Below are 23305 nucleotides of genomic sequence, written 5' to 3' on the forward strand. Positions count from 1 at the left end.
CACCCCTGTGGATAGTGGCGGCGGAGCCCGGCCGCGTCGGGTGCGGCACCGGACGGCGCCGCACCCGACGTGCTCAGCCGCGCAGGGCCTCCTCCAGCTTCCGCGCCACCGAGACCGCCTCGTCGCCGGGCAGCGGTGCCCCCGTCGGTCCGGTGACGTAGAAGGCGTCCACGGCGTTGGCGCCCAGGGTGCTGACGTGCGCGCTGCGCACGCTGACGTGCGCGTCCTCCAGGGCCCGTCCGATCCGGTGCAGGAGGCCGGGGGCGTCCTGGGCGCGGACCTCGATGACCGTGGCGTGCCGGGAGGCCGCCGCGGCCACCGTGACGCGCGGCGGGGGCGCGACCACGCCCCGCCGCCGGGGGTAGGCCGCGTCGCGCTCGGCCAGCCGTCCGGCGATGTCCAGGGAGCCGTCGAGCGCCCGTACGAGGTCGGCGCGGAGCCGGGCGGCCTGCGGCAGCGAACCGTACTCGGCGGCGACCCGCCAGTTCAGCAGCAGGACCGAGCCCTCGACGCCGTCCGGGAGGTCGAAGGTCCGCAGTTCGGCCGTGCGCACGGTGAGCCGGTGCATGGCGAGTACGCCCGCAACCGTGGGCAGGACGCCCGCCTGGTCGGGCACGGCGATGAGGAGTTCCACACCGAGCGGCTCGGGGTCGGCCTTCTCGTCCTTCTCCTCGGTGGCGGCCTCCGTCTGCGCGCGCAGCGACAGCACCGGCCCGCCCGTGCGGAACGCCTCGATGGCGAGCCGCTCCTGCTCGGCGCTGGTCTCACCGGGCTCCGGCTCCTCCGGGGCGTCCCCGGCGAACAGGGCGTCGACCCGCTGGACCAGTTCGGAGACGAGCGAGGCCCGCCACGACGACCAGGCGGCGGGTCCGGTGGCCAGCGCGTCCGCCTCGGTCAGCGCGTGCAGCAGTTCGAGTGTGCCCGGCGATCCGACGGCGTCGGCCACCGAACGGACGGTGGCCGGGTCCTCCAGATCGCGCCGGGTGGCGGTGTCGACGAGCAGCAGATGGTGCCGGACGAGGGTGGACAGGACCGCCACGTCGTCGCGGTCGAAGCCGATCCTGGCGGCCACGTCCTTGGCGATGATCTCGCCGGCGACGGAGTGGTCGCCGGGCCAGCCCTTGCCGATGTCGTGCAGCAGCGCGGCGACGAGCAGCAGGTCGGGCCGGTGCACCCGGCGGGTCATCTCGGAGGCCTGGACGGCGGTCTCGATGAGGTGGCGGTCGACGGTCCAGATGTGCACGGCGTTGCGCTGCGGCCGGCAGCGCACCCGCTCCCAGTCCGGCAGCAGGTGGGTGATGAGACCCTCGGCCTCCAGCGCCTCCCAGACGTCGACCGTCGGACGCCCGGACCCCAGCAGGGTGACGAGCTGTTCGCGGGCCTCCGCGGGCCAGGGCGTGGGCAGCGGCCGGGCGGTCGCCGCGAGACGGCGTACGGCGTGCAGGGACAGCGGCAGTCCGGCCTGGGCGGCAGCGGCGGCGGCGCGCAGGGGCAGCACCGGGTCCCGCTCGGGCCGGGCGGCGCGGGCGAGCACGACCTCGCCGTCCTGCTCGACCACGCCCTCGGCGAGCGGCGACCGCTCGGGCGCGGGCTTCCCGCCGCCCAGCATGGCGCGCAGCCGGGGCCGCACGGCGCGCGACCGCAGCACGCGCCCCACTTCACGCCAGGTCACATCGCTGGCGTACGAGATGACACGCGCCGCCTCGTACACCTGGCGCAGCAGGGTGTCCGCGTCCAGCAGCCCCAGTTCGGCGGCGACCTGGTCCTGCTCCTGGAGCGCGAGGCGGTCGGTCGCGCGCCCGGTGGTGAGATGGAGCGCGTCCCGTACGTCGAGGAGGCGCCGCCGTGCGTCGGCGAGCCCCTCGCGCGGGGCGTCCGCCAGCCAGGAGGCGGCGACGGCGCGCAGGGCGGTGGCGTCGCGCAACCCTCCGCGCGCCTCCTTGAGGTCGGGTTCCAGCAGGTACTGCAGCTCGCCCTGTCGCTCGGCCCGTTCGGCGCACAGCTCCTGGAGTTCCGGGAGGCGTTTGGGCGCCTGGTTGCGCCAGTCGGCGAGGACGGAGGTCCGCAGCCCGGCGGTCAGGCCCAGATCACCGGCGATGTGGCGGGCGTCCAGCAGCCCGAGGTGCACCTTGAGGTCCTCGCCCGCCGTCTTGCGGGCCTCGGCGGGGGTGCGCACGGAGTGGTCGAGGGCCAGCCCCAGGTCCCAGACGGGATACCAGATGCGGTCGGCCAGCGCGGCCACCGCCGCGTCGTCGGACCCGTCGTGCAGGAGCAGCAGATCCAGGTCGCTGCGGGGCGACAGCTCGCCGCGCCCGTATCCCCCGACGGCCACGAGGGAGACCCCGCGCGGCTCGGCGGCCCCCGCTCCGAAGAGGCCGGCCAGCCAGTCGTCGGTCAGCTCGGACAGGGCCGAACGGCGCGGCGGCCCGGACTGCGCCTCCTCCTGGAGGAGGCGCAGCCGGGCCGCCGCATAGCCGCTGGGTCCCGAGTCCTCTGCATCCGTACGTACGTCCGTACTCGTCACCCAGTGACTCCTGTTCTTCTCTTCGGTCAGAGCGCGTCCGGGCCGCGCTCACCGGTCCGGACCCGTACGGCCGTCTCGACCGGGAGGGACCAGACCTTGCCGTCACCGATCTTGCCGGTGCGGGCGGCCTTGACGATGACGTCGATCAGCTGCTCGGCGTCGTCGTCCTCGGCCAGAACCTCGATCCGGATCTTGGGAACCAGGTCGACCGTGTACTCCGCGCCGCGGTACACCTCGGTGTGTCCCCGCTGCCGACCGTACCCACTGGCCTCGGTCACCGTAAGTCCGTGCACCCCGAAGGCCTGCAGGGCTTCCTTGATCTCGTCGAGCCGGTGCGGCTTGACGACCGCGGTGATCAGCTTCATGCCTCGACCTTCTTGCTCTCAGTGGCGGCAGCGACGCTGCTCGTGGTGCTGGAGATGTGCGAACCGGCGGCCGAGCTGAAGTCGTACGCGGTCTCGGCGTGCAGGGTCTGGTCGACACCGGTGACCTCGTCCTCCTCGGACGCCCGGAAGCCGATGGTCTTCTGGATGGCGAAGGCGATGAGCCAGGTCACCACAAAGGTGTAGCCGATGACCGAGAAGGCGCCGGTGGCCTGCTTGCCGAACTGGTCCCAGCCGCCTGCCTCGGTGGCGAGGAAGCCGACCATCAGGGTGCCGATGACACCGCCGACCAGGTGGACGCCGACGACGTCGAGGGAGTCGTCGTAGCCCAGCTTGTACTTGAGGCTGACGGCCCAGGAGCAGACCGCGCCGGCGACGACACCGATCAGGATGGCGCCGAAGGCGTTGACGTGACCGCCGGACGGGGTGATCGCGACGAGGCCCGCGACGGCGCCGGAGCAGGCACCGAGGGTGGTGAACGCACCGTGGCGGATGCGCTCGTAGATCAGCCAGCCGATGATGGCCGCGGCGGTGGCGATCTGCGTGTTGATGGCCATGCGGGCGGTGGTGCCGTCGACACCGAGCCAGGAGCCGGCGTTGAAGCCGAACCAGCCGAACCACAGCAGGGCGGTGCCGATCAGGACCAGCGGCAGGCTGTGCGGCCGCATCGGGTCCTTCTTGAAGCCGATCCGCTTGCCGACGACGAGGACCGCGGCGAGCGCGCCGATACCGGCGTTGATGTGGACCGCGGTACCACCGGCGAAGTCGATGACGCCCATGTCGAAGAGCCAGCCGCCCGGCGCCCAGACCCAGTGCGCGACCGGGAAGTACGCGAGGGTGACCCAGAGCGCGACGAAGATCATCCAGGCGCTGAACTTGACGCGGTCGGCGAGCGCGCCGCTCATCAGGGCCGGGGTGATCACCGCGAACAGCATCTGGAAGAGGATGAACGAGAACGCGGCGATCTTGTGGGGCTCGCCCTTGGCGTTGGTGACGAAGCTGTCGACGGTGCTCGTGATGTCGATGCCCTGGAGACCGATGGCGTCGAGGTTGCCGATGAAGTGGCCGACGTCACCGCTGAAGGCGAGCGAGTAGCCGTACAGCACCCACAGGATGCTGACGATGCCCAGCGAGATGAAGGACATCATCAGCATGTTCAGCACGCTCTTGGCACGGACCATGCCGCCGTAGAAGAGCGCCAGGCCCGGCGTCATCACCATGACGAGCGCCGCACTGATCAATACGAATCCGGTATCTGTGCCGTTCAATGCCGGTATCTCCTCGTGGTCGGAACGGCCCGTGCGGATGCTGAAGCTGGGGAGCTATCGGGGAGGGCCGACTGTGCTGAGGAGACTGACGCAGCACCGTTTCGCCGGGAGTTTGGAAATGTTTCCCGGAGGTGACGAAGGCCCCCATCACGTTACAGACAGGTGAAACGTGAATCGCGGAGGACGCATCCCGTGTGGGGCCCAGCCTCTGCGGGGGCCTAGGCGGATAACGGTTTCGTATCCGATGGAACTTCCGGTGGGACTTCCCCGAACGGACCGACCGCGGCAGACCATCCGATGACCTGGCATGGGGGAGCCGAGTCGGGCAGATCGGGACGGCCGGCCGCGGGCGGCGTGGAGGGGGCCCGGCGATGTGCCGGGGCCGGATCAGACCGCTTCGGCGGCCTCGGGGAGGTGGACGGCGAGCTGGTCGGTGAGGTCGACGACCTCCGCGAGACCACCGAAATCGCGTACGGCCGTGTCCACCGTCTTGCGGATGCGGGTGTTGACGCGCTCGGAGCGGACCTTGCGCGCGACGTCCATGGCTTCCTTGGCCATGGCGGCGCCCTGCTCGGGCTCACGCTGGAGCAGGTGCACGGTGGCCATGCCGATGAGGTTCAGCGCGTACGACCGCTGGTGTTCGGTGTCGGCGGCGAAGAGGTCGACGGCCCGGCGCATCACGGGCTCGGCGAGCGAGGCATACATGGGGCTGCGGCCGGCGACATAGGCGAGGTCACGGTAGGAGTGGCTGTTCTCGCCGTGCAGTTCGGCCTCGTTGAAGAAGCGGATCCAGTCGGGATCCGGGTCGTCCCACTCCTCGGCGTCCGCGAAGACGTCCTCGGCCATCCGCACGGCCCGCTTGCACTTTCCGGGCTGGCCCATGTTGGCGTAGGCGCGGGCCTCCATCGCATACAGCATCGACTGGGTGCGCGGACTCGCGCAGTCCCGGCTGCCGTACTGGGCGAGATGGATCAGTTCGAGGGCGTCGTCGGGGCGGCCGAGGTGGATCATCTGCCGGCTCATGCTGGACAGGACGTACGAACCGAGGGGCTTGTCGCCGGCCTCCTTGGCCGCGTGCAGGGCGAGGACGAAGTACTTCTGGGCGGTGGGCTGGAGGCCGATGTCGTAGCTCATCCAACCGGCCAGCTCGGCCAGTTCGGCGGCGACCTTGAACAGCCTGCGGGTGGTGGCCTCGGGCTGTGGCTCCTGGAGGAGGTCGGTCACCTCGTGCAGCTGGCCGACGACCGCCTTGCGGCGCAGTCCGCCGCCGCACTGGGCGTCCCACTGCCGGAACATCACGGTCGTGGATTCGAGGAGGTCCAGCTCCGGCTGGGAGAGCCGACCGGCGCGGCGGGCGGCGGGCGACGGCTCGGGCTCCGCGCGCGGGGCGGGGGGCGAGGGGACGAGCCAGCGCTGCATCGGCTCGATGAGGGCCGGGCCCGCGGACAGGGCGAGCGAGCTCCCGAGGAAGCCACGCCGCGCCAGCATCAGGTCGCTGCGCGAGAACTCACTGATCAGCGCCACGGTCTGCGGGCCCGTCCAGGGCAGGTCGACACCGGAGACGGAGGGGGACTGGTGCGCCGCGCGCAGCCCCAGGTCCTCGACGGCGACGACACAGCCGAACCGCTCGGAGAACAGCTCGGACAGGATCCGCGGGATCGGCTCGCGCGGGTTCTCCCCGTCGAGCCACCGGCGTACGCGGGAGGTGTCGGTGGAGATGTGGTTGGCGCCGAGCTGGCGGGCCCGGCGGTTCACCTGCCGGGCGAGCTCGCCCTTGGACCATCCGCTGCGGACGAACCACGAACCGAGCAGTTCGTTCGGGCGTTTCTCAGCGTTCGTCCCGCTTCCGCCGTTGCCGCCCACTGGAACGCCCCCATCCCTGAAACCACCTGTGCGCTGTGTGCGCCAAGCCCTACCAGAATGCCGGTTACCGCGCCGTACGTCCGACCCTCGTCACCCATCGAACGGAAAGACGACTTGCCTCCGGCATACCCACGAGCGCGTACGTCCCCAGGCCCCGTGTACTCAAAGTAATCCTACGATCACGCGTTCGGCCACGGCGATCCCGGAAACGCCACCATTCGCCACCCCTTCGAATGAACTAACGGTCGCCCGTCCGCGATTCACTTGACACATGACGGCCGGGAGTGGCGGAGCGATGCATTCAGGGGCGCGCGCCGACGACCACGCCACCCGGCGTGCCGTAGTGCGCCGCCCATGCGGAAGCAGAGCGTCGCATTCCGACTCCGTCGCGTAACCACCCGCGCGCTGGACCCGTTGGAGGGGGCATGGGCTTCACGATCGGCGGCATCCGGGAGATGCGATCCGGCACGCGTCGACGCGGCCGTACCTCGGAGTGCACGGCCGTGGCCGAGTTCACCGGCCTCTGGGGATGGGATGTCGTCCCCGGCGCGCGGGCGGCTTCGGGCGCGTGCTCGTGCGGCAGGACCACCTGCCCCGCGCCCGGCGCGCATCCTCTCGGCTTCGCGCCTCCCGTCCCCGCCGGAGCGACGCTCGACGAGGTGACCGAGGCCTGGGCCGAGTTCCCCGGCGCCTCCGTGATGCTGCCGGTGGGCCGCTCGTTCGACGTCATCGAGGTCGCCGAGTCGGCCGGGCGGCACGCGCTGGTCCGTCTGGAACGCATGGGCCTCCCCCTCGGCCCCGTGACCGCCACCCCCGAGGGCCGCGCCCACTTCTTCGTCGCCCCCGGCGCCGCCGCCGAGCTGCCCTCCCTGCTCTACCGCATGGGCTGGGACGACCCCTCCGCCCTGGACCTGCGCGGCCTCGGCCCCGGCACCCATGTCACCGCCCCGCCCTCCGACCGCGGCGGCCTCGGCCCGGTCCGCTGGCTCCGCTCCCCCGCGCTCGACTCGGCGACCAGGCCACCGGCCGCGCGCCTGCTGCTCGGCACCCTGGCCTACGTGGCGCACCGGTCCCGGGCCTGACCCCGGCCGCCGCCCACACAGCGAAGCGCCCATCCCCGACTGCACCTCGGGGGCGGGCGCTTCTCCGTCACCACTTCCGAAATTTCGGAGGCTCTCGCGGTCTCAGTCGCCGATCAGCGCGTCCACGAACGCCTCCGGCTCGAACGGCGCCAGGTCGTCCGCGCCCTCTCCCAGGCCGACGAGCTTGACGGGCACACCCAGCTCGCGCTGTACGGCGATGACGATGCCGCCCTTGGCGGTGCCGTCGAGCTTGGTGAGGACGATGCCGGTGATGTCGACGACCTCGGCGAAGACGCGCGCCTGGACGAGGCCGTTCTGACCGGTGGTGGCGTCGAGGACCAGCAGGATCTCGTCCAGCGGCGCGTGCTTCTCCACCACGCGCTTGACCTTGCCGAGCTCGTCCATGAGGCCGGTCTTGGTGTGCAGCCGGCCGGCGGTGTCGATGAGGACGACGTCGGCGCCCTCCTCGATGCCCTCCTTGACCGCGTCGAAGGCGATCGACGCCGGGTCGCCGCCCTCGGGACCGCGCACGGTACGGGCGCCGACGCGCTCGCCCCAGGTCTGGAGCTGGTCGGCGGCCGCGGCGCGGAAGGTGTCGGCGGCGCCGAGGACGACGTTCTTGCCGTCGGCGACGAGGACGCGCGCGAGCTTGCCGGTGGTCGTGGTCTTGCCCGTGCCGTTGACGCCTACGACCATCACGATGCCCGGGGTGTCGAGCGGCGATTCGGTGTGGACCGCGCGGTCGAACTCGGGGACGAGGATCTTCAGCAGCTCCTCGCGCAGCAGCGTGCGCAGCTCCGCCGGGGTGCGGGTGCCGAGCACCTTCACCCGCTCGCGCAGCCGTTCGACCAGTTCCTGGGTGGGCTGGACGCCGACGTCGGCGGTGAGGAGGGTGTCCTCGATCTCCTCCCAGGTGTCGTCGTCGAGGTGCTCGCGCGAGAGCAGCGTGAGCAGCCCCTTGCCCAGCGCGTTCTGCGAGCGGGAGAGCCGGGCGCGCAGCCGTACCAGACGACCGGCGGTCGGCTCGGGGATCTCGATCTCGGGGGCGGCGGGCGGTTCCTCGACGGCCACGGGTGCCGACGCCGAACCGTCCGGGAGGTCCACCTCCTCGATCGTCCGGCGCGGTTCGTCGCGCGGTGTCTCGGCCTCGTCGCCGACATGCGGCTCGGCCGGAGGTGCGGTGATGTCGGGTGTGGTGGGGGGAGCCGGGGGCAGCGGCTTCTTCCTGCGGCTGCCTACGACGAGCCCGCCCAGCACGCCGAGCACGACCACGGCGATGACTACAGCAAGGATGAGTTCCATAACGGGACCAGTATGCGGGACCACCCCCCGACGCGTTCGATCGCCGTACGGGGGGACACGGCCCTTCCACGACCCTGGCCACCTGACGAGCCGTCAGCTAACGTCCCCCTCCACAGCCGCCCGAAGGGGGTCCCATGCCCGTCACGGTCGTCCGTTTCAATCTGGTCGAGCCCGGCGCCACGCCCGCCTCGCTCCGGGCCCGCTACCGGGCCGCCGTCGAGATGGCCGCGTACGCCGACGAGCGGGGCTTCGGCACCGTGCAGACGGAGGAGCACCACGGGGTCGAGAACAACTGGCTGCCGTCGCCGTTCGTCTTCGCGGGGGCCGTGTTCGGGGCCACCCGGCGGATCGCGGTCACGGTGTCGGCGATGATCGGGCCACTGCACGACCCGCTACGGCTGGCGGAGGACATCGCCGTACTGGATCTGGTGAGCGGTGGCCGGCTGGTGACCGTCGCCGGGATCGGGTACCGGCCGGAGGAGTACGCGCAGTTCGACGTGGTCTGGAAGGAGCGCGGCAGGCTCCAGGACGAGGTGCTGGAGACACTGCTCCGGGCGTGGACGGGTGAGCCGTTCACCTACCGGGGGCGCACGGTCCGGGTCACCCCGCGTCCGGGCACCGAGCCGCATCCGCTGCTGCTGGTCGGCGGTTCCTCGAAGGCGGCGGCCCGCCGGGCGGCCCGGCTGGGGCTCCCCTTCTTCCCGAGCGCGCATCTGCCGGAGCTGGAGGCGTACTACAAGGAGCGGCTCGTCGAGTTCGGCACCGAGGGCTGGACGATGATGCCGGCCGCCGAGACGCCGCTGCTGCACGTGGCGGAGGATCCGGACCGGGCGTGGGCCGAGTACGGCGGGCACTTCCTGCACGAGGCCCGGACGTACGCCTCCTGGCAGTCGGCCGGCATCCGGTCGGCCGTGCGGTCGGGGGCGTCGACGGTGGCGGAGCTGCGCGCGGAGGGCGTGTACCGGATCGTCACGCCGGACGAGTGCGTGGCGCTGGGGCTGGACAACTACGTGCTGCATCCGCTGGCCGGCGGGATGCCGGTCGAGGAGGGGTGGCGGGGGCTGCGGCTGTTCGCCGATCGGGTGCTGCCGCGCCTCGCCGGCTGACGTTCGTCCACCCCGGCGAACCGCTGCCCCGGCCCGCTCGGCGGTCGGACCGGGGCGGCGGCGGGGCACGGGCTAGCCCATCTCCTCCAGTGCCTTGCCCTTCGTCTCCTTGACGAACTTCAGGACGAAGGGGATGGAGAGCGCGGCGAAGACCGTGTAGATCACGTACGTCACGGAGAGGTTCCAGTCGGCCAGGGACGGGAAGCTCGCGGTGATGGCCCAGTTGGCGATCCACTGGGCGGAGGCGGCGACGCCCAGGGCGGCGGCGCGGATCCTGTTGGGGAACATCTCGCCGAGCATGACCCAGACGACGACGCCCCAGGAGAGCGCGAAGAAGAGGACGAAGACGTGGGCGGCGATCAGGGCGACCCAGCCCTGGGTGGCGGGGAGCTTGCCGTCGACCAGGTCGTAGGAGAAGGCCCAGGCCTCCAGGGCGAGGCCGATGACCATGCCGACGGAGCCGACGAGGGCGAGCGGCTTGCGGCCGATCCGGTCGACGAAGATCATCGCGATGACGGTGCCGACGATGTTGATGATCGAGGTCGTGAAGGAGTAGAAGAACGACTCGCTCGGGTCGACACCCACGGACTGCCACAGTGTCGCGGAGTAGTAGAAGGCGACGTTGATGCCGACGAACTGCTGGAAGACCGACAGTCCGATGCCGATCCAGACGATCGGCTTGAAGAGGAAGCTGCCGCCGAGCAGGTCCTTGAAGGTCGACTTGTGCTCGCTGTTCATCGCCGACTCGATCTCGGCCACCCGGGCGTCCAGGTCGACGTCCTTGCCCTCGACCTCGGCGAGCACCTCGCGGGCGCGCTCGCGCCGGCCGACGGAGATCAGGAAGCGGGGGGACTCGGGGATCGCGAAGGAGAGCAGGCCGTACAGCACGGCGGGGACGACCATGACACCGAGCATGATCTGCCAGGCCTCCAGGCCGAGCAGTTCACCGCGCTGGTCTCCGTCGGCGGCGTTCAGAATGCCCCAGTTCACCAGCTGGGAGACAGCGATACCGACGACGATCGCGGCCTGCTGGAACGAGCCGAGCCGGCCACGGTAGGCCGGCGGGGCGACCTCGGCGATGTAGGCGGGGCCGATGACGGACGCCATGCCGATGGCGAAGCCGCCGACGATCCGCCAGAAGGCGAGGTCCCAGAGCGCGAAGGGGAGCGCGGAGCCGACGGCGCTCACCGTGAAGAGGGCGGCCGCGATCTGCATGCACCGGATGCGACCGATGCGGTCGGCGATGCGGCCCGCGGTGGCCGCGCCGACGGCACAGCCGATCAGGGCGACGGCGATGACCTGTGCCAGGGCCGTGGAGCCGATGTCGTAGCGGTGGCGGATGGCCTCGACGGCGCCGTTGATCACGGCGCTGTCGTAGCCGAAGAGGAAGCCGCCCATCGCGGCCGCCGCCGCGATGAAGATCACGTGGGAGAGATGGTCGGGCTGAGCGCCGACCGCTCCTGCCCTGGGCTGCGCTGTGCTGGTCACGTCTGTACTCCTCGGCGGGCACGTCGCCGATGTCGGGGGAACGGGCCTGATGATCTGCTGGACCAGCCCCGCCTACCCCCGCTCGGAAACACCTAACGCAGCCGCTGGCTGATCACCTTCGAGACACCGTCACCCTGCATCGACACGCCGTACAGTGCGTCGGCGACCTCCATGGTGCGCTTCTGGTGCGTGATCACGATCAGCTGTGACGCCTCCTGCAGCTCCTGCATGATCCGGATCAGCCGCTGGAGGTTGGTGTCGTCGAGCGCCGCCTCGACCTCGTCCATCACGTAGAACGGGCTGGGCCGCGCCTTGAAGATCGACACCAGCATGGCGACGGCGGTCAGCGACCGCTCCCCGCCGGAGAGCAGCGACAGCCGCTTGACCTTCTTGCCGGGCGGCCGGGCCTCGACGTCGACGCCGGTGGTGAGCATGTTGTCCGGGTCGGTGAGGATCAGCCGTCCCTCCCCGCCCGGGAAGAGCCGGCCGAACACGCCCTCGAACTCCCGCGCGGTGTCCCAGTACGCCTCGGTGAAGACCTGCTCGACCCGCTCGTCGACCTCCTTCACCACCTGCAGCAGATCAGCGCGGGTCTTCTTCAGGTCCTCCAGCTGTTCGCTGAGGAACTTGTGCCGCTCCTCCAGCGCCGCGAACTCCTCCAGCGCCAGCGGATTGACCTTGCCGAGCTGCTGGTACGCCCGCTCTGCCGCCTTGAGCCGCTTCTCCTGCTCGGCGCGGTGGAACGTCTTCGGCTGGTTGCGGGGGTGCTCCGGGTCCTCCGGCAGTTCCTCCCCCTCCGCCGGCGGCGACGGCGGTACGAGCTGGTCGGGCCCGTACTCCGCGATCAGCCCCTCCGGTTCGACGCCCAGTTCCTCCAGCGCCCTGGTCTCCAGCTGCTCGATCCGCATCCGCTTCTCGGCGCCGAGCACCTCGCCCCGGTGCACGGAGTCGGTCAGCTTGTCCAGCTCCGCCTTCAGGCCGCGCCCCTCGTCACGGGCCTGCGCGAGCTCCTGCTCACGGCGTGCCTTGGCCGCGTCGGCGGCGGTGCGTTCCCGCTCCGCGCGGGCGAGGGAGACCTCGACGTGCCGGAGCAGCTGCCGGGCACCGGAGGCGACCGCCTCGGCCACGGCCGCCTCGTGCCGCAGCCGTGCCCTGCGCTGCTCGGCACGAGCCCGCGCCTCACGCTCGGCGCGCGCGGCCCGGTCGAGCGCATCCGCGCGCCCCGCGAGCCCCTTGACCCGCTCCTCGTGCGTCCGCACCTGGAGCCGGGCCTCCATCTCGGTCTGCCGCGCGTTGGCCCCGTCCGCCGCGAGCCGATCCCGTACGAAGGTGTCCGGCTCCTCCTCGACGGGCATCTCCTCGGCCACCGCGAGCCGTTCGGCCAGCTCCTCGGCATCCTGTACGGCCTTGTCGAGCGCCTCCTGGGCGCGTGCGGCGGCGGCCGTGGACCGCTCGGCCTCCCCGGCGGCGCCCCGTGCCTGCCCGGCGAGGCGCCCGAGCTGCTGTGCGACCGCCGACTTCTCCCGCTCGCCCGCCCGGCGCCGCTCCCCCAGCTCCTCCACGATCCCGGCCCGCTCCCGGCGCAGCTCGACCGCGTTCTGCTGGGCCTCGGCCAATTCCTCGCACCGTACGGCCAGCTCCTCCAGCTCGGCCGCCGCCTCGTCGACGGCGGCCTGCACCTCCAGCAGGCTCGGTGCCCCGGCCGAGCCGCCGTGGGCGAAGTGGGCCCCGAGCAGGTCGCCCTCGGCGGTGACGGCGGTGAGGTCCGGGCGCGCGTAGACGAGGGCCTCGGCGTCTTCGAGGGAATCCACGACGACGATGCGGTGGAGGAGGCGGCGGACGGCGGGGGTGAGGTCGGAGGGGGCTCGCACCAGGCGCTCCGCGGGAATCCCCGGGTGCGGCCGGTGTTCGTCCGCGGGTCCGTCGTGGCTGGTCGCGCGGTTCCCTGCGCCCCTTTGGGGCTCGGCCTCGGGAACCGGCGTCGGGTCCTCCAGCCCTCCCGCGGTCAACAGCGCTGCTCGTCCGGCGTCCTGCTTGCGCAGCAGCCGGATCGCCTCCGCCGCGGCGGAGGGTGAGGTCACCGCGATGGCGTCCGCCGCCGCACCGAAGGCGGCCGCGAGGGCGACCTCGTGTCCCGGGGTGACCGTCAGCAGTTCGGCGGCCGGACCCAGTACCCCGCCGAGGCGGTCCTTCGCACCGAGAAGCGCGCCCGTGCCGTCCTTGCGGCGCAGGCCGAGGGCGAGGGCTTCGTGGCGGGCCTGGGTGGCGGCGCGGCGCCGTTCGGCGGTGGTCGTGGCCTCGCGGGCGGCGGCGAGGGCGGTCTCGGCCTCGACCAGTGCCCGCTTGGCGGCGTCGTGCTGTTCGGCCAGGTCGGAGTCGTCGGCGTCGAGATGGTCGACCTCGGCCTTGAGCGTCTCGTACTCCTCCTGGGCGGCGGTGGCACGTTCCCGCGCCTCGTCGCGGGCGGCGGCGAGGCGGTCGATCTCGGACTGGGCGGAGGCCGCCCGGGAGCGGGCGGCGTTGACCTGGCCACCCAGGCGGGCGAGGCTCTCGCGACGGTCGGCGATGGAACGGGCCACGTCCTTCAGCCGGCGCTCCTCGACCATCAGTTCGCGCTCCAGCTCGGCGCGGTGCTCGACCGTGTCCTCCAGGGCTCGCTCGGCCGCTTCGAGAGCCGCTTCGAGTTCGGCCTCCTGCTCGCGGATGCGGGCGGCCTCGCGCTCCATGTCCTCGGGGTCCCGGCCGCGCCGTTCCTCGGGCGGCGCGGAGGTGGCGCTCTTGATCCGGGCGTCGGCGAGCGAGATCGTGCCGCGCACCCGTTCGGCGAGCTGCGACAGCTCGTACCAGGTCTCCTGGGCGCGCTGGAGGCGCGGGGTCAGCCGGCGCACCTCGCCCTCCAGGTGCGCCTCGCGCTGGAGCGCCTTCTTCAGCTCGGCCTCGGCGGCCTCCTTGCGCTGCTTCAGCGCCGCCTCGTCGGCGACCTCCGTCCGGAGCGCCGCGTGCAGACGTACGAGGTCGTCGGCGAGCAGGCGCAGACGGGCGTCGCGCAGGTCGGCCTGGATGACGGCGGCCCGGCGGGCGACGGCGGCCTGGCGGCCCAGCGGCTTGAGCTGGCGGCGGAGTTCGTCGGTGAGGTCCTGGACGCGGGCCAGGTTGGCCTGCATGGCGTCCAGTTTCCGGAGCGCCTTCTCCTTGCGCTTGCGGTGCTTGAGGACGCCGGCGGCCTCCTCGATGAAGGCGCGGCGGCCCATGGGGTCGGCGTGCAGGACGGAGTCAAGCTGGCCCTGGCCGACGATGACGTGCATCTCGCGGCCGATGCCGGAGTCGGAGAGCAGGTCCTGGATGTCGAGGAGGCGGCAGGTGTCGCCGTTGATCTGGTACTCGCTGCCGCCGTTGCGGAACATGATCCGCGTGATCGTGACCTCGGAGTACTCGATGGGGAGGGCCCCATCGGAGTTGTCGATGGTCAGGGACACCTCGGCGCGGCCGAGCGGGGGACGCCCGGTGGTGCCGGCGAAGATGACGTCCTCCATCTTGCCGCCGCGCAGCGACTTGGCGCCCTGTTCGCCCATGACCCAGCTGAGCGCGTCCACGACGTTGGACTTGCCCGAACCGTTGGGCCCGACGACGCACGTGATCCCCGGTTCGAACCGGAGCGTGGTCGCCGATGCGAACGATTTGAACCCACGGAGGGTCAGGGCCTTGAGGTGCACGGCGCTGGACTCTACCTTCCGGCCTTGTCTCACTCCATGAACGCGCGGTTTCACCCATGAACGTGCAGGGCACATCAGACGTTGAAGAGGGTGAGAAAGGTCGGGGACCGAGACGGGGGCTCGGGGACACGGAACAGCTCGGGACCTACCGCCCCGTTCACGGGGACAGAAAGAAGGGACGCCTCGAGAGAAGGCGTCCCTTGCAGATCTGACAACTTAGCGGTTGATACGGGCAGCCCAACCACTGCTGTCTGTCGTGGTGCGATGCAGTGATCAGGTGAGCGCAGGCTCCGCCTGGCGTGCGTCGAGCTCCATGAGCGAGTCGTGAGAAGCGGCAGCCGTCAGCGCGTCGTTCTCCGCCTGGATGCGTCCGAGCTCGGATTCCAGGTCCTGGACGCGCTGCTGGAGCCGTCGCATCTCGGCGAGGAGTCGCGGGTCGGAGCCGCCGACGTAACCGAGAAGCGCCTTTGCCATGATGGATGGTCCTCCACAATGAGTGACCGACCGAAGCGGTGTGGGTCGTGAGGGAATCGCACCCGCATTGCTTGGCACTGTTGAGTTTTTGCTGCCGTCTTCATGCCAAACAGCTAAGGTGCGCGGGGTTGCTTTTAGCGTCTCACCAAAAAGTTTGACGGTCAACACGATCACGCCCCGCTTTGGCGGGCATCCCTCTGCCGCGCGGCCCCGATCGGGCGACGCTGCGGCGACTGCGGGGCCTCTCCTGGCCGGCGGAGCGAGGGGATCATCCTTTCTTCGGAGCCTGCCATGACAAACCCGTCTTGGCAATCACCTGCACATTTCTGGTTTGTGCATGCTCCTGGCATATGCCGGTGGCGCTCCCCTCCGCTCTCGGGCGACTCGCCCCGCGGGTGCGCTCAGCGGATGGCGAAGCCCTCGTAGCCCCCTCGGGGTGTGTCCCAGATCTCGGTCACTCCCACCACGCGCCCGGGCGTGTCGTCTCCCTGGAGCCACTCCAGGAGCCCCTGGCACGCCTCGCGCGGCCCCTCGGCGACCACCTGGACCCGCCCGTCGGCCAAATTGAGAGCAAAACCACTCAGGCCGCCGATCTCCAGGGCCCTGGCCCGGGTGAACCAGCGGAAACCCACACCTTGCACCCGTCCACGCACCCAGGCGACCAGCCGTACATCCTCGCTCATGCCTGCACGCTAACGGGCCAATGTCTCCCGGGCCTCTCCCTCCCCTCGCGCCATGCTGTACCGTCCCCACCCAATGAATCTCATATGAAACTCACTCCTTCGTGTGAGATTCGTGAAGACGACGAACACAACGTTGACGAACTCCCCAACGTTGACCGCAGGACACCGCAAGGACGAGGAAGGCCAAGACATGGGACGCCACCGACGCTCCGCCGCCGGCCGCGCCGCCAGGGGGGGCCGCGCCGCCGGGGTCGCTGACCGGGGCTTCGTTTCCGAAGAGCCGCACTACGGTCCGGAGAACCTGTACGGCTTCGCCGCGTTCCTGGAGGCCGACGCCCAGGCCGCTTCACGGGGCGGTGGCTCGCGCCGTCGCAAGAAGAAGACCGTGACGCCTGTGAAGACCGGTCTCCTCGGTGTCTCCGCCGCCGTCGCCCTCGGCACCGTCGCGGTGGCCACCGGGGCGCTGCCGGGCGGCGACCAGTACACGATCAGCGGGGGCAACGCCAACGAGACGGTGGTGCCCGCCGGCTCGCCGACGGGTGCGGCGAGCCAGCAGGGCGGGACGGACGGCGCCGCGCAGGGGCAGCAGCAGCGCGAGGACGAGTCCACCAGCCGTGACGCCGAGCGCGAGGCCACCCCGTCGAACACGCCGGCCCCCTCGACTCCCCCGTCCGCGGAGAAGCCCGCCGACGAGGCGGACAAGGGCTCCGGCTCCCAGAAGACCAGGACACCGTCCGACCAGCCCACCAAGGAGAAGGAGAAGGGCAAGGAGAAGGACACCACTTCTCCGGCGGAGCTCTCCTCCGAGACCCAGGCCGAGGCCGCGGTCCTCCTGCTGGTCAACGAGGAGCGGGCCAAGGCGGGCTGCGAGCCGGTGGCCGCCAGCAGCGATCTGGCGAAGCTGGCCGAGGCGTTCAGCGAGGACATGGCCCTGCGCGGCTTCTTCGACCACACCGACCCCGACGGCTCCGACCCGTGGGACCGCGCGGCCGCCCTCGGGATCACCGGCCTCGGCGGCGAGAACATCGCCCGCGGCCAGGCGACCGCCGAGGCGGTCATGGAGGCCTGGATGAACAGCCCCGGCCACCGGGCGAACATCCTGAACTGCGACTTCAAGACCCTGGGAGTCGGCGTCGTCCTGGGCGACGGCGGCCCGTGGTGGACACAGGACTTCGGCTACTGAGACAGCCGCGGGCGGAGAGCCGCGAGCCCTTCCGGCCAAGGCGCCACGCCGAACTCGCGCGGCGACCCCGCCCTACGGTCCTCCACGCTCCCAGTCGTCCTCGCCGCCCGGGCCGACCGTGAGGGCTTCGACTCCGAGACCGGTGAGATGCCAGGACGCGAAGTGCGGGTCGGGGCCGATCCGGAGTCCGGCACGGTCGTGGAAGTCAATCACCAACGTGCCGTGCTCACGGACATCGACCGCTGCGACGGACTGCCCGAACAGGGCGAGGACAGGGCGAGGCTCACCCCCGTGCCCGGGTCGAGTTCGTGCCACTGGCCTTCCGCGTCCCGCAGCAGGAACGGCGTCTCCAGGATCAGCTCGGCGTCCAGCCGGTAGCCCTCGTCGGGGTCGAGGGCGCAGAGGCTCAGTCCCACTTGGTGGTCGAAGGCTGTGCGCTCCACCCGAGATCCGATCAGAGCGGTGGGGATCTTCATCGCTTGCCTCCGTACTGCTAACCGACAGTTAGTGCAATCTTCTGGTCAGCGCTGTGCCGGAGTATCCTCGGGGTATGGAATCAGCCGCGCAGACCGGTGTGGCGCCCGTGCGGGAGGCCGCGGAGGCGGGTGTCGTGGATGTCGATGGGCTGGCCTTCGACGTGTTCGCCAGGAACTGCCCCTCGCGGGGCACCCTGGAGCACGTCACGGGTCGCTGGGGCGTGCTCACCATGGGCGCGCTGTACGACAGTTCGCTCCGCTTCAACGAGCTGCGCCGCCGTGTGGACGGCGTGAGCGAGAAGATGCTCTCCCAGACGCTGCACGCCCTGGAGCGCGACGGCCTCGTCCACCGCGACGCGCAGCCCACCAACCCGCCCCGCGTCGACTACAGCCTCACTCCGCTCGGCCGTGAGGTCTCCGCGCGACTGATGTCCCTCATCAGCTGCGTGGAGGACCGCATGGAGGAGGTGCTCCGGTCCCGTGAGCGCTACGACGCGGCGCGCGGCGCCCGCTGACACGTCGGGCAGAAGTAGCTGGACCGGTTCATCCAGGGCCGCCGTCGCATGGGCGTGGCACAGCGGCGACAGGGCAGCCCCTCACGGCCGTACGCGTCCAGGGAGCGGTCGAAGTACCCCGACTCACCGTTCACGTTGACGTAGAGGCTGTCGAAGCTCGTGCCGCCCACCGCGAGGGCCGCGTTCATCACGTCCCGTACGTGGCCCAGGAGTTCGGTGGTGCGGGGGCGCGTGAAACCGGCGGTGGGGCGCTCGAAGTGGATCCTCGCCCGCCAGAGCGCCTCGTCCGCGTAGATGTTGCCCACTCCGCTGATCAACGACTGGTCGAGCAGGGCCCGTTTGATCGTCGTGCGCTTCCGCCGCAGCGCCTGGTGGAAGGCCTCGGCGTCGAACTGCGGGTCGAGGGGGTCGCGGGCGATGTGCGCGATGACGTCCGGCAGCCCGTCGGGGGTGGTGTCGTGCAACGACAGTCCGCCGAAGGTGCGTTGGTCGACGAAGCGCAGTTCGGTGGCGAGGTCGTCCGCGAAGCGGACCCGGATCCTGAGGTGCTTCTCGTCGGCCGCGTCGTGCGGCTGCACGAGCAGTTGGCCGCTCATGCCGAGGTGCGCGAGGACGGCGATCCCGGTGTCCTCCACGGGCAGCCACAGGTACTTGCCGCGCCTGCTGGGCTCCCCGATGCGGTGGCCCTTGAGCCGGTGCGCGAAGTCCTCCGGGCCGGCCAGGTGCCGACGGATCGCCCGGGGGTGCAGCACCTCGACGTCGGCGACGGTGCGGTGCGCCACCCAGCGCTCCAGACCGCGTCGGACGACCTCGACCTCGGGCAGTTCGGGCACGGGGTCCTCCGGAGGTTGAGCGGGGGGGGCGTGAGGGGGTGAGCTTGGGGGGTGGGTGCGGGCGGGTGGGGCTTCTCGCGCAGTTCCCCGCGCCCCCTGAAAAGCAGGGGCTGCGCCCCGTGCTTCTCAGGCCCGCTGCCGGTCGCCCTACAGGGCTGCGGGCCTGGTCTTTCAGGGGCGCGGGGAACTGCGCGAGAAGCCCTACCCGCCCGCACCCGAGAACGCACCGAAGCCGCCCCCTCACCCCCTCACGGGGGCTTCGGGGGCGGCAGCCCTCGGCGTCAGGCCGGGGCGGTGTCCGAAGGGGTGTCCGCGATGTCGGCGGCCGACGCCGCGGCTTCGGCCGCCGCCTTCGCCCGCTCGTCCGCCGCGGCGCGGATCGCACGCCAGGCGGACTCGGCCGCCTGCTGCTCCGCTTCCTTCTTGCTGCGGCCGGTGCCGGTGCCGTACGAGACGCCTCCGACGCGGGCGGCAGCGGTGAAGGTCTTCTCGTGGTCGGGGCCGGTCTCCGTGACCAGGTACTCGGGCACGCCGAGCCCCTCGGTCGCGGTGAGCTCCTGGAGGCTGGTCTTCCAGTCCAGGCCGGCTCCGAGGTTCGAGGACTTCTCGATCAGCGGGTCGAACAGGCGGTGCACCAGCTCCGCCGCCGAGTCGAGCCCCTGGTCGAGATAGACCGCACCGATCACCGCTTCGAGGGTGTCGGCGAGGATGGATGCCTTGTCCCGGCCACCTGTGCCCTCTTCACCGCGGCCGAGCCGGATGAAGGAGCCGAGGTCGAGCCCACGGCCCACCTCCGCCAGCGCACGAGAGTTGACCACCGCGGCCCGCAGCTTGGCCAATTGGCCTTCGGGCAGGTCGGGGTGGGTGCGGTACAGCGTGTCCGTGACCACGAGGCCGAGGACGGAGTCCCCGAGGAACTCCAGGCGCTCGTTGGTCGGCAGACCGCCGTTCTCGTACGCGTACGAACGGTGGGTCAGCGCACGCACCAGAAGGGCGGACTCGAGCTTGTAGCCGAGCCGCCCTTCCAGAAGCGTGTGGGACGAGGCTGTGTTCTCCGCCTTTTTCTTGGCGTTGGTCTCCGCCTTGGCGTCAGACATAGAGCCTCTCACCAGCCGCTCAGACCTCGAGGACCTGGCGCTTGTTGTAGGTGCCGCAAGACGGGCACGCGATGTGCTGCAGCTTGGGCTCGTGGCAGCGCTCGCACGCAACCAGGGTGGGGACCGCAGCCTTCCACTGCGACCGGCGGTGGCGCGTGTTGCTGCGCGACATCTTCCGCTTCGGAACAGCCACGGCTACTTCTCCTGCTTCTCGTCGACACCGGGTTCGGCGCCGCTCATCTCGTCCTTCTCGCCGTCTTCGAGTGAACCGGCGAGTCCCTGCAGTGCCGCCCAACGGATGTCGACGGCGTCGTGGTGGTGGTCCGGGTCGTCCGCGAGCCGGGCTCCACACTCGGAGCACAGGCCGGGGCAGTCGTCCTGGCACACCGGCTGCATCGGCAGTGCGAGCACCACCGCATCACGCAGCACGGGTTCGAGGTCGAACAGTCCGTCCTCGAGGAAGAGCCTGTCCTCGTCGTCCTCGGCGTCGCTGTCGGGTTCCGCGATCACGCGGCCCCGCTCATCGGCGTCGGGGTACGAGAACATCTCCTGGAAGTCCGCTTCGAGCTCCAGCTCGACCGGCTCCAGACACCTTACGCACTCCCCCTTGGCGTCGGCACGGGCGGTGCCTGTGACGAGCACCCCTTCCATGACCGATTCCAGACGGAGTTCGAGCTCCACCGGGGCGCCTTCCGGCACTCCGACGACCCCCTTGATCCCGAGGTCCTTGGGAGCGTCGACCGAACGCGTCAGGCGCTGCTGCGCACCGGGCCGCCGACCCAGCTCGTGTGTGTCGAACACGAGGGGGTTGCGGTGGTCGAGGCGGGCGTTCAGAGCCATTTCTGCTTTCGGTCTTCGAAACTCGTCAGGAGGGCGCCGCCCCTGGTGTTCCGGGCAGCGCTCGATCGCGGGCGTCTGTTGCGGACAGCATGAACGCACGCACGACCGAAGAACCAGGATACTGGACCTTTCGCTGTCGGCCCAATCCGCTGTCAGCGGCCCTGCTCGTAGCGGCGCAACTGCTCCGCCGTGATCATGGTGGTGTCGAAGAGGCTGGTCTCGTCGAGCGTGTTCGCCTGCGGCTGCGCGTACCCCTGGTGCCCCTGCTGGTCCTGCTGCCCCTGCGGGTCCACGTGCCCCTGGTTCGGCTCGTACGACGGCTGCTGCGGGTAGCCGGCCGCGTACGGGTCGGCCTGCTGGTAGCCGTAGGGGTCTGCGGACTGCTGGGGCTGGGCGTACTGCTGCTGGTAGCCCCCGTAGGGGTCCTGCTGGTACGCCGTCGCCGCGTAGGAGTCCTGCTGCCCGTACGGCCGCTCCGCCAGGGACGGGGTCTGCTGGGCGGGGCTGTCGGCGAGACCGGCCAGGTAGTCGGCGTCGCTGGTGGGCTGCGGGGAGGTGCCGTCGTCGTTCAGGGCGAGGGAGCCGAGGTCGTCGGTGGCGATCCGGCCGTGGAGCTTCTGGCGGCCGCGGCCGACGGCCTCCAGGGTCTTGGCGAGGACGGCCTCGAAGGCGCCGAGCTTCGCGTCCACGTAGGCGTCGGCGTCGCGGCGCAGGGTCTCGGGGTCGTGGCTGCGCTCGGGGGCGTCGTCGTCCGCGTAGCCCTGCTCGTCGAGGCCGGGGCCCGTACCGAGGAGCTTCTCGCGGCCGCGGCCGACCGAGCCGAGGGTCTTGGTGAGGACGACCTCGAAGTTGGCGAGCTTGGAGTCGACGTAGTCGTCGGCCTCGGCGCGGACCTCCTCGGCCTCCTGACGGGCCTCGCCGAGGATGCGCTCGGCCTCGTCCTGGGAGCGGCGGGCGACCTCGGTGTCGGAGATCAGGGAGCCGCGCTCGGCGTGCGCGTTCGCGACGATCCGCTCGGCCTCCTGGCGGGCCCGCTCGACCATGTGGTCGCGGTCGCCGATCAGCTCCTGCGCCTGGGCGAGGGAGTCGGGCAGGGCCGCGCGCAGTTCGTCGAGGAGGGAGAGCAGTTCGGCGCGGTTGAGCACGCACGAGGCCGACATGGGCATGGATCGGGCGCCGGAGACCACCGAGACGATCTCGTCGAGCTTCTTCTGCACGTCCACCGTGTGGTCCACCGTGTGCTCGCCACTCTCTACAGCTGTGTTGGAGACGGTCGGGTCGACTGTACGGCCAGCGGGGGACGTTCGTCCGCTCAGTCCCGCTTCAGTCGCTCGGCCAGCGCTTCGAGCACCAGCGGCGGCACCAGGTGGGAGACGTCGCCGCCCCAGGTCGCGACCTCCTTGACCAGGGAGGACGACAGGAAGCTGTAGGTGGGGTTGGTGGGGACGAAGAGGGTCTCCACGCCCGACAGGCCGATGTTCATCTGGGCCATCTGCAGCTCGTAGTCGAAGTCGCTGACCGCGCGCAGGCCCTTGACGATGGCCGGGATCTCGCGCTGCTTGCAGAAGTCGACGAGCAGTCCGTGGAAGGCCTCCACCCGTACGTTCGCGTACTCGGCGGTGACCTGGCGGATCAGCTCGATCCGCTCGTCGACCTCGAAGAGGCCCTTCTTGGACTTGTTGATCATCACCGCGACATAGACCTCGTCGTACAACTTGGAGGCGCGGCCAATGATGTCGAGATGTCCGTTGGTGATGGGGTCGAACGACCCGGGACAGACGGCACGGCGCACTTGGGATCCCTCGCTCTCCGGTCCGGTCATCGTGCGTCTTCGCACGTAGAGGCGGCGCGACCGTACCAAAACGTTCCCTCGCCGTAGCGACGGGCCCTGATGGCTTCGAAACCGGTCGGCCAGGCGAATTCACCGCCTCTGGTGCTGCGCTCCACGGTGACGAGGGCTTCGTCGCCGAGCCAGCCCCCGGTACGGAGTGTGAGCAGGATCTCCCGAAGATCGTCGTCCGAGACGGCGTACGGCGGGTCCAGGAAGACGAGGTCGTACGGCTCGTCCGGCGCCGGGCCCTGGATGATCTGCTCGGCTTTGCCCGATCTCACCTCGGCGCCGGGGAGGCCGAGCGATCGGACGTTGTCGCGGACCGTTCTCGCGGCGCGGGCGTCGGCCTCCACCAGCAGGGTGTGGGCCGCGCCCCGGGAGAGTGCCTCCAGGCCTACGGCGCCGGAGCCGGCGTAGAGGTCGAGGACGCGTTCGCCGTCCAGGGGGCCGCCGAGGAGGGACTGCCAGGTGGAGAAGAGGCCCTCGCGTGCGCGGTCGGAGGTGGGGCGGGTGCCGTTGCCCGGCGGGACGGCGAGGCGGCGTCCGCCGGCGGCGCCGGCGATCACGCGGGTCATCTTGGGTCCTTGTTCGAGGGCGTGGTCACAGGTCCAGTCTGGCAGTCGGAGGAGAGGGGTGGTGAGGGC

At 71.0% G+C, this 23305-nt stretch carries 22 protein-coding genes; 4 read left to right on the top strand and 18 right to left on the bottom strand.

What is annotated here, in order from left to right; translation table 11 throughout:
• Positions 1-73: 73 nt before the first annotated feature.
• The 4 genes from ACZ52C_RS28945 to nsdA all read right to left on the bottom strand — a co-directional run bounded on the left by ACZ52C_RS28945 (position 74) and on the right by nsdA (position 6038).
• Positions 74-2524: a [protein-PII] uridylyltransferase gene (locus tag ACZ52C_RS28945; protein WP_469077518.1), complete on the bottom strand. Its 2451-nt coding sequence runs from the start codon at positions 2522-2524 to the stop codon at positions 74-76.
• Between the two features lie 26 nt (positions 2525-2550).
• Complete coding sequence (locus ACZ52C_RS28950) at positions 2551-2889, bottom strand: P-II family nitrogen regulator (RefSeq protein WP_003997576.1); 339 nt, start codon at positions 2887-2889, stop codon at positions 2551-2553.
• Positions 2886-4175 carry an ammonium transporter gene (locus tag ACZ52C_RS28955; RefSeq protein ID WP_469077519.1) on the bottom strand — a complete coding sequence of 430 codons (1290 nt, stop codon included), beginning with the start codon at positions 4173-4175 and terminating at the stop codon, positions 2886-2888. The genes ACZ52C_RS28950 and ACZ52C_RS28955 overlap by 4 nt, the downstream gene beginning before the upstream one ends.
• Positions 4176-4562: 387 nt before the next feature.
• Positions 4563-6038: a transcriptional repressor NsdA gene (nsdA, locus tag ACZ52C_RS28960; RefSeq protein WP_469077520.1), complete on the bottom strand. Its 1476-nt coding sequence runs from the start codon at positions 6036-6038 to the stop codon at positions 4563-4565.
• Positions 6039-6463: 425 nt separating this feature from the next.
• On the opposite strand from nsdA, the gene ACZ52C_RS28965 reads away from it, so the two are divergent.
• On the top strand, positions 6464-7120 hold the full coding sequence (locus ACZ52C_RS28965; RefSeq protein WP_469077521.1) for a bifunctional DNA primase/polymerase: 657 nt from the start codon (positions 6464-6466) through the stop codon (positions 7118-7120).
• A gap of 102 nt (positions 7121-7222) precedes the next feature.
• On the opposite strand, the gene ftsY is transcribed toward ACZ52C_RS28965, so the two are convergent.
• Complete coding sequence (gene ftsY, locus ACZ52C_RS28970; protein ID WP_365669288.1) at positions 7223-8422, bottom strand: signal recognition particle-docking protein FtsY; 1200 nt, start codon at positions 8420-8422, stop codon at positions 7223-7225.
• Between the two features lie 134 nt (positions 8423-8556).
• Between ftsY and ACZ52C_RS28975 the strand changes: the two genes are divergently transcribed.
• Positions 8557-9528: an LLM class flavin-dependent oxidoreductase gene (locus ACZ52C_RS28975; RefSeq protein WP_469077522.1), complete on the top strand. Its 972-nt coding sequence runs from the start codon at positions 8557-8559 to the stop codon at positions 9526-9528.
• A 72-nt stretch (positions 9529-9600) separates the two neighbouring features.
• Here ACZ52C_RS28975 and ACZ52C_RS28980 read toward each other — a convergent pair whose 3' ends face one another.
• From ACZ52C_RS28980 to ACZ52C_RS28995, 4 genes are all read right to left on the bottom strand, one after another.
• The gene (locus ACZ52C_RS28980) at positions 9601-11016 is read right to left on the bottom strand and encodes a sugar porter family MFS transporter (protein WP_469077523.1); all 1416 of its coding nucleotides are present in this window, start codon (positions 11014-11016) and stop codon (positions 9601-9603) included.
• A 92-nt stretch (positions 11017-11108) separates the two neighbouring features.
• Positions 11109-14729, bottom strand: coding sequence for a chromosome segregation protein SMC (gene smc, locus ACZ52C_RS28985; protein ID WP_469077524.1), 3621 nt, complete (start codon positions 14727-14729; stop codon positions 11109-11111).
• Positions 14730-15002: 273 nt separating this feature from the next.
• Positions 15003-15203 (bottom strand): hypothetical protein, encoded by a 201-nt coding sequence (locus ACZ52C_RS28990; protein ID WP_005479841.1) that lies wholly within the window; start codon positions 15201-15203, stop codon positions 15003-15005.
• Between the two features lie 401 nt (positions 15204-15604).
• On the bottom strand, positions 15605-15886 hold the full coding sequence (locus ACZ52C_RS28995) for an acylphosphatase (protein WP_469077525.1): 282 nt from the start codon (positions 15884-15886) through the stop codon (positions 15605-15607).
• Positions 15887-16076: 190 nt separating this feature from the next.
• On the opposite strand from ACZ52C_RS28995, the gene ACZ52C_RS29000 reads away from it, so the two are divergent.
• Positions 16077-17069: a CAP domain-containing protein gene (locus ACZ52C_RS29000; RefSeq protein ID WP_469077526.1), complete on the top strand. Its 993-nt coding sequence runs from the start codon at positions 16077-16079 to the stop codon at positions 17067-17069.
• 72 nt (positions 17070-17141) lie between these two features.
• Here the strand turns inward: ACZ52C_RS29000 and ACZ52C_RS29005 are convergent, their stop codons facing one another.
• Positions 17142-17384 (bottom strand): DUF6188 family protein, encoded by a 243-nt coding sequence (locus ACZ52C_RS29005; protein ID WP_469077527.1) that lies wholly within the window; start codon positions 17382-17384, stop codon positions 17142-17144.
• The gene (locus ACZ52C_RS29010; RefSeq protein WP_469077612.1) at positions 17279-17545 is read right to left on the bottom strand and encodes a hypothetical protein; all 267 of its coding nucleotides are present in this window, start codon (positions 17543-17545) and stop codon (positions 17279-17281) included. Before ACZ52C_RS29010 ends, ACZ52C_RS29005 begins: the two co-directional genes overlap by 106 nt.
• A 74-nt stretch (positions 17546-17619) precedes the next feature.
• Here ACZ52C_RS29010 and ACZ52C_RS29015 point away from each other — a divergent pair, with 74 nt between their 5' ends.
• Complete coding sequence (locus ACZ52C_RS29015; RefSeq protein ID WP_192335287.1) at positions 17620-18060, top strand: winged helix-turn-helix transcriptional regulator; 441 nt, start codon at positions 17620-17622, stop codon at positions 18058-18060.
• On the opposite strand, the gene mutM is transcribed toward ACZ52C_RS29015, so the two are convergent.
• The 7 genes from mutM to rsmD form a co-directional block, all read right to left on the bottom strand.
• Positions 18033-18893: a bifunctional DNA-formamidopyrimidine glycosylase/DNA-(apurinic or apyrimidinic site) lyase gene (gene mutM / locus ACZ52C_RS29020; protein WP_469077528.1), complete on the bottom strand. Its 861-nt coding sequence runs from the start codon at positions 18891-18893 to the stop codon at positions 18033-18035. The genes ACZ52C_RS29015 and mutM overlap by 28 nt on opposite strands.
• A gap of 281 nt (positions 18894-19174) precedes the next feature.
• Positions 19175-19990: a ribonuclease III gene (rnc, locus tag ACZ52C_RS29025; RefSeq protein ID WP_469077529.1), complete on the bottom strand. Its 816-nt coding sequence runs from the start codon at positions 19988-19990 to the stop codon at positions 19175-19177.
• A gap of 19 nt (positions 19991-20009) precedes the next feature.
• The gene (gene rpmF, locus ACZ52C_RS29030; RefSeq protein WP_007493396.1) at positions 20010-20183 is read right to left on the bottom strand and encodes a 50S ribosomal protein L32; all 174 of its coding nucleotides are present in this window, start codon (positions 20181-20183) and stop codon (positions 20010-20012) included.
• Between the two features lie 2 nt (positions 20184-20185).
• Entirely contained in the window at positions 20186-20830 is a 645-nt protein-coding gene (locus tag ACZ52C_RS29035; RefSeq protein ID WP_469077530.1) for a YceD family protein, read from the bottom strand.
• 152 nt (positions 20831-20982) lie between these two features.
• The gene (locus tag ACZ52C_RS29040) at positions 20983-22053 is read right to left on the bottom strand and encodes a cell division initiation protein (protein WP_469077602.1); all 1071 of its coding nucleotides are present in this window, start codon (positions 22051-22053) and stop codon (positions 20983-20985) included.
• Positions 22054-22142: 89 nt separating this feature from the next.
• Positions 22143-22622 carry a pantetheine-phosphate adenylyltransferase gene (gene coaD / locus ACZ52C_RS29045; protein WP_179202444.1) on the bottom strand — a complete coding sequence of 160 codons (480 nt, stop codon included), beginning with the start codon at positions 22620-22622 and terminating at the stop codon, positions 22143-22145.
• 26 nt (positions 22623-22648) lie between these two features.
• Entirely contained in the window at positions 22649-23236 is a 588-nt protein-coding gene (gene rsmD, locus ACZ52C_RS29050) for a 16S rRNA (guanine(966)-N(2))-methyltransferase RsmD (RefSeq protein ID WP_469077531.1), read from the bottom strand.
• Positions 23237-23305: the final 69 nt, after the last annotated feature.

This window comes from Streptomyces sp. NPDC034049, from assembly GCF_055575575.1.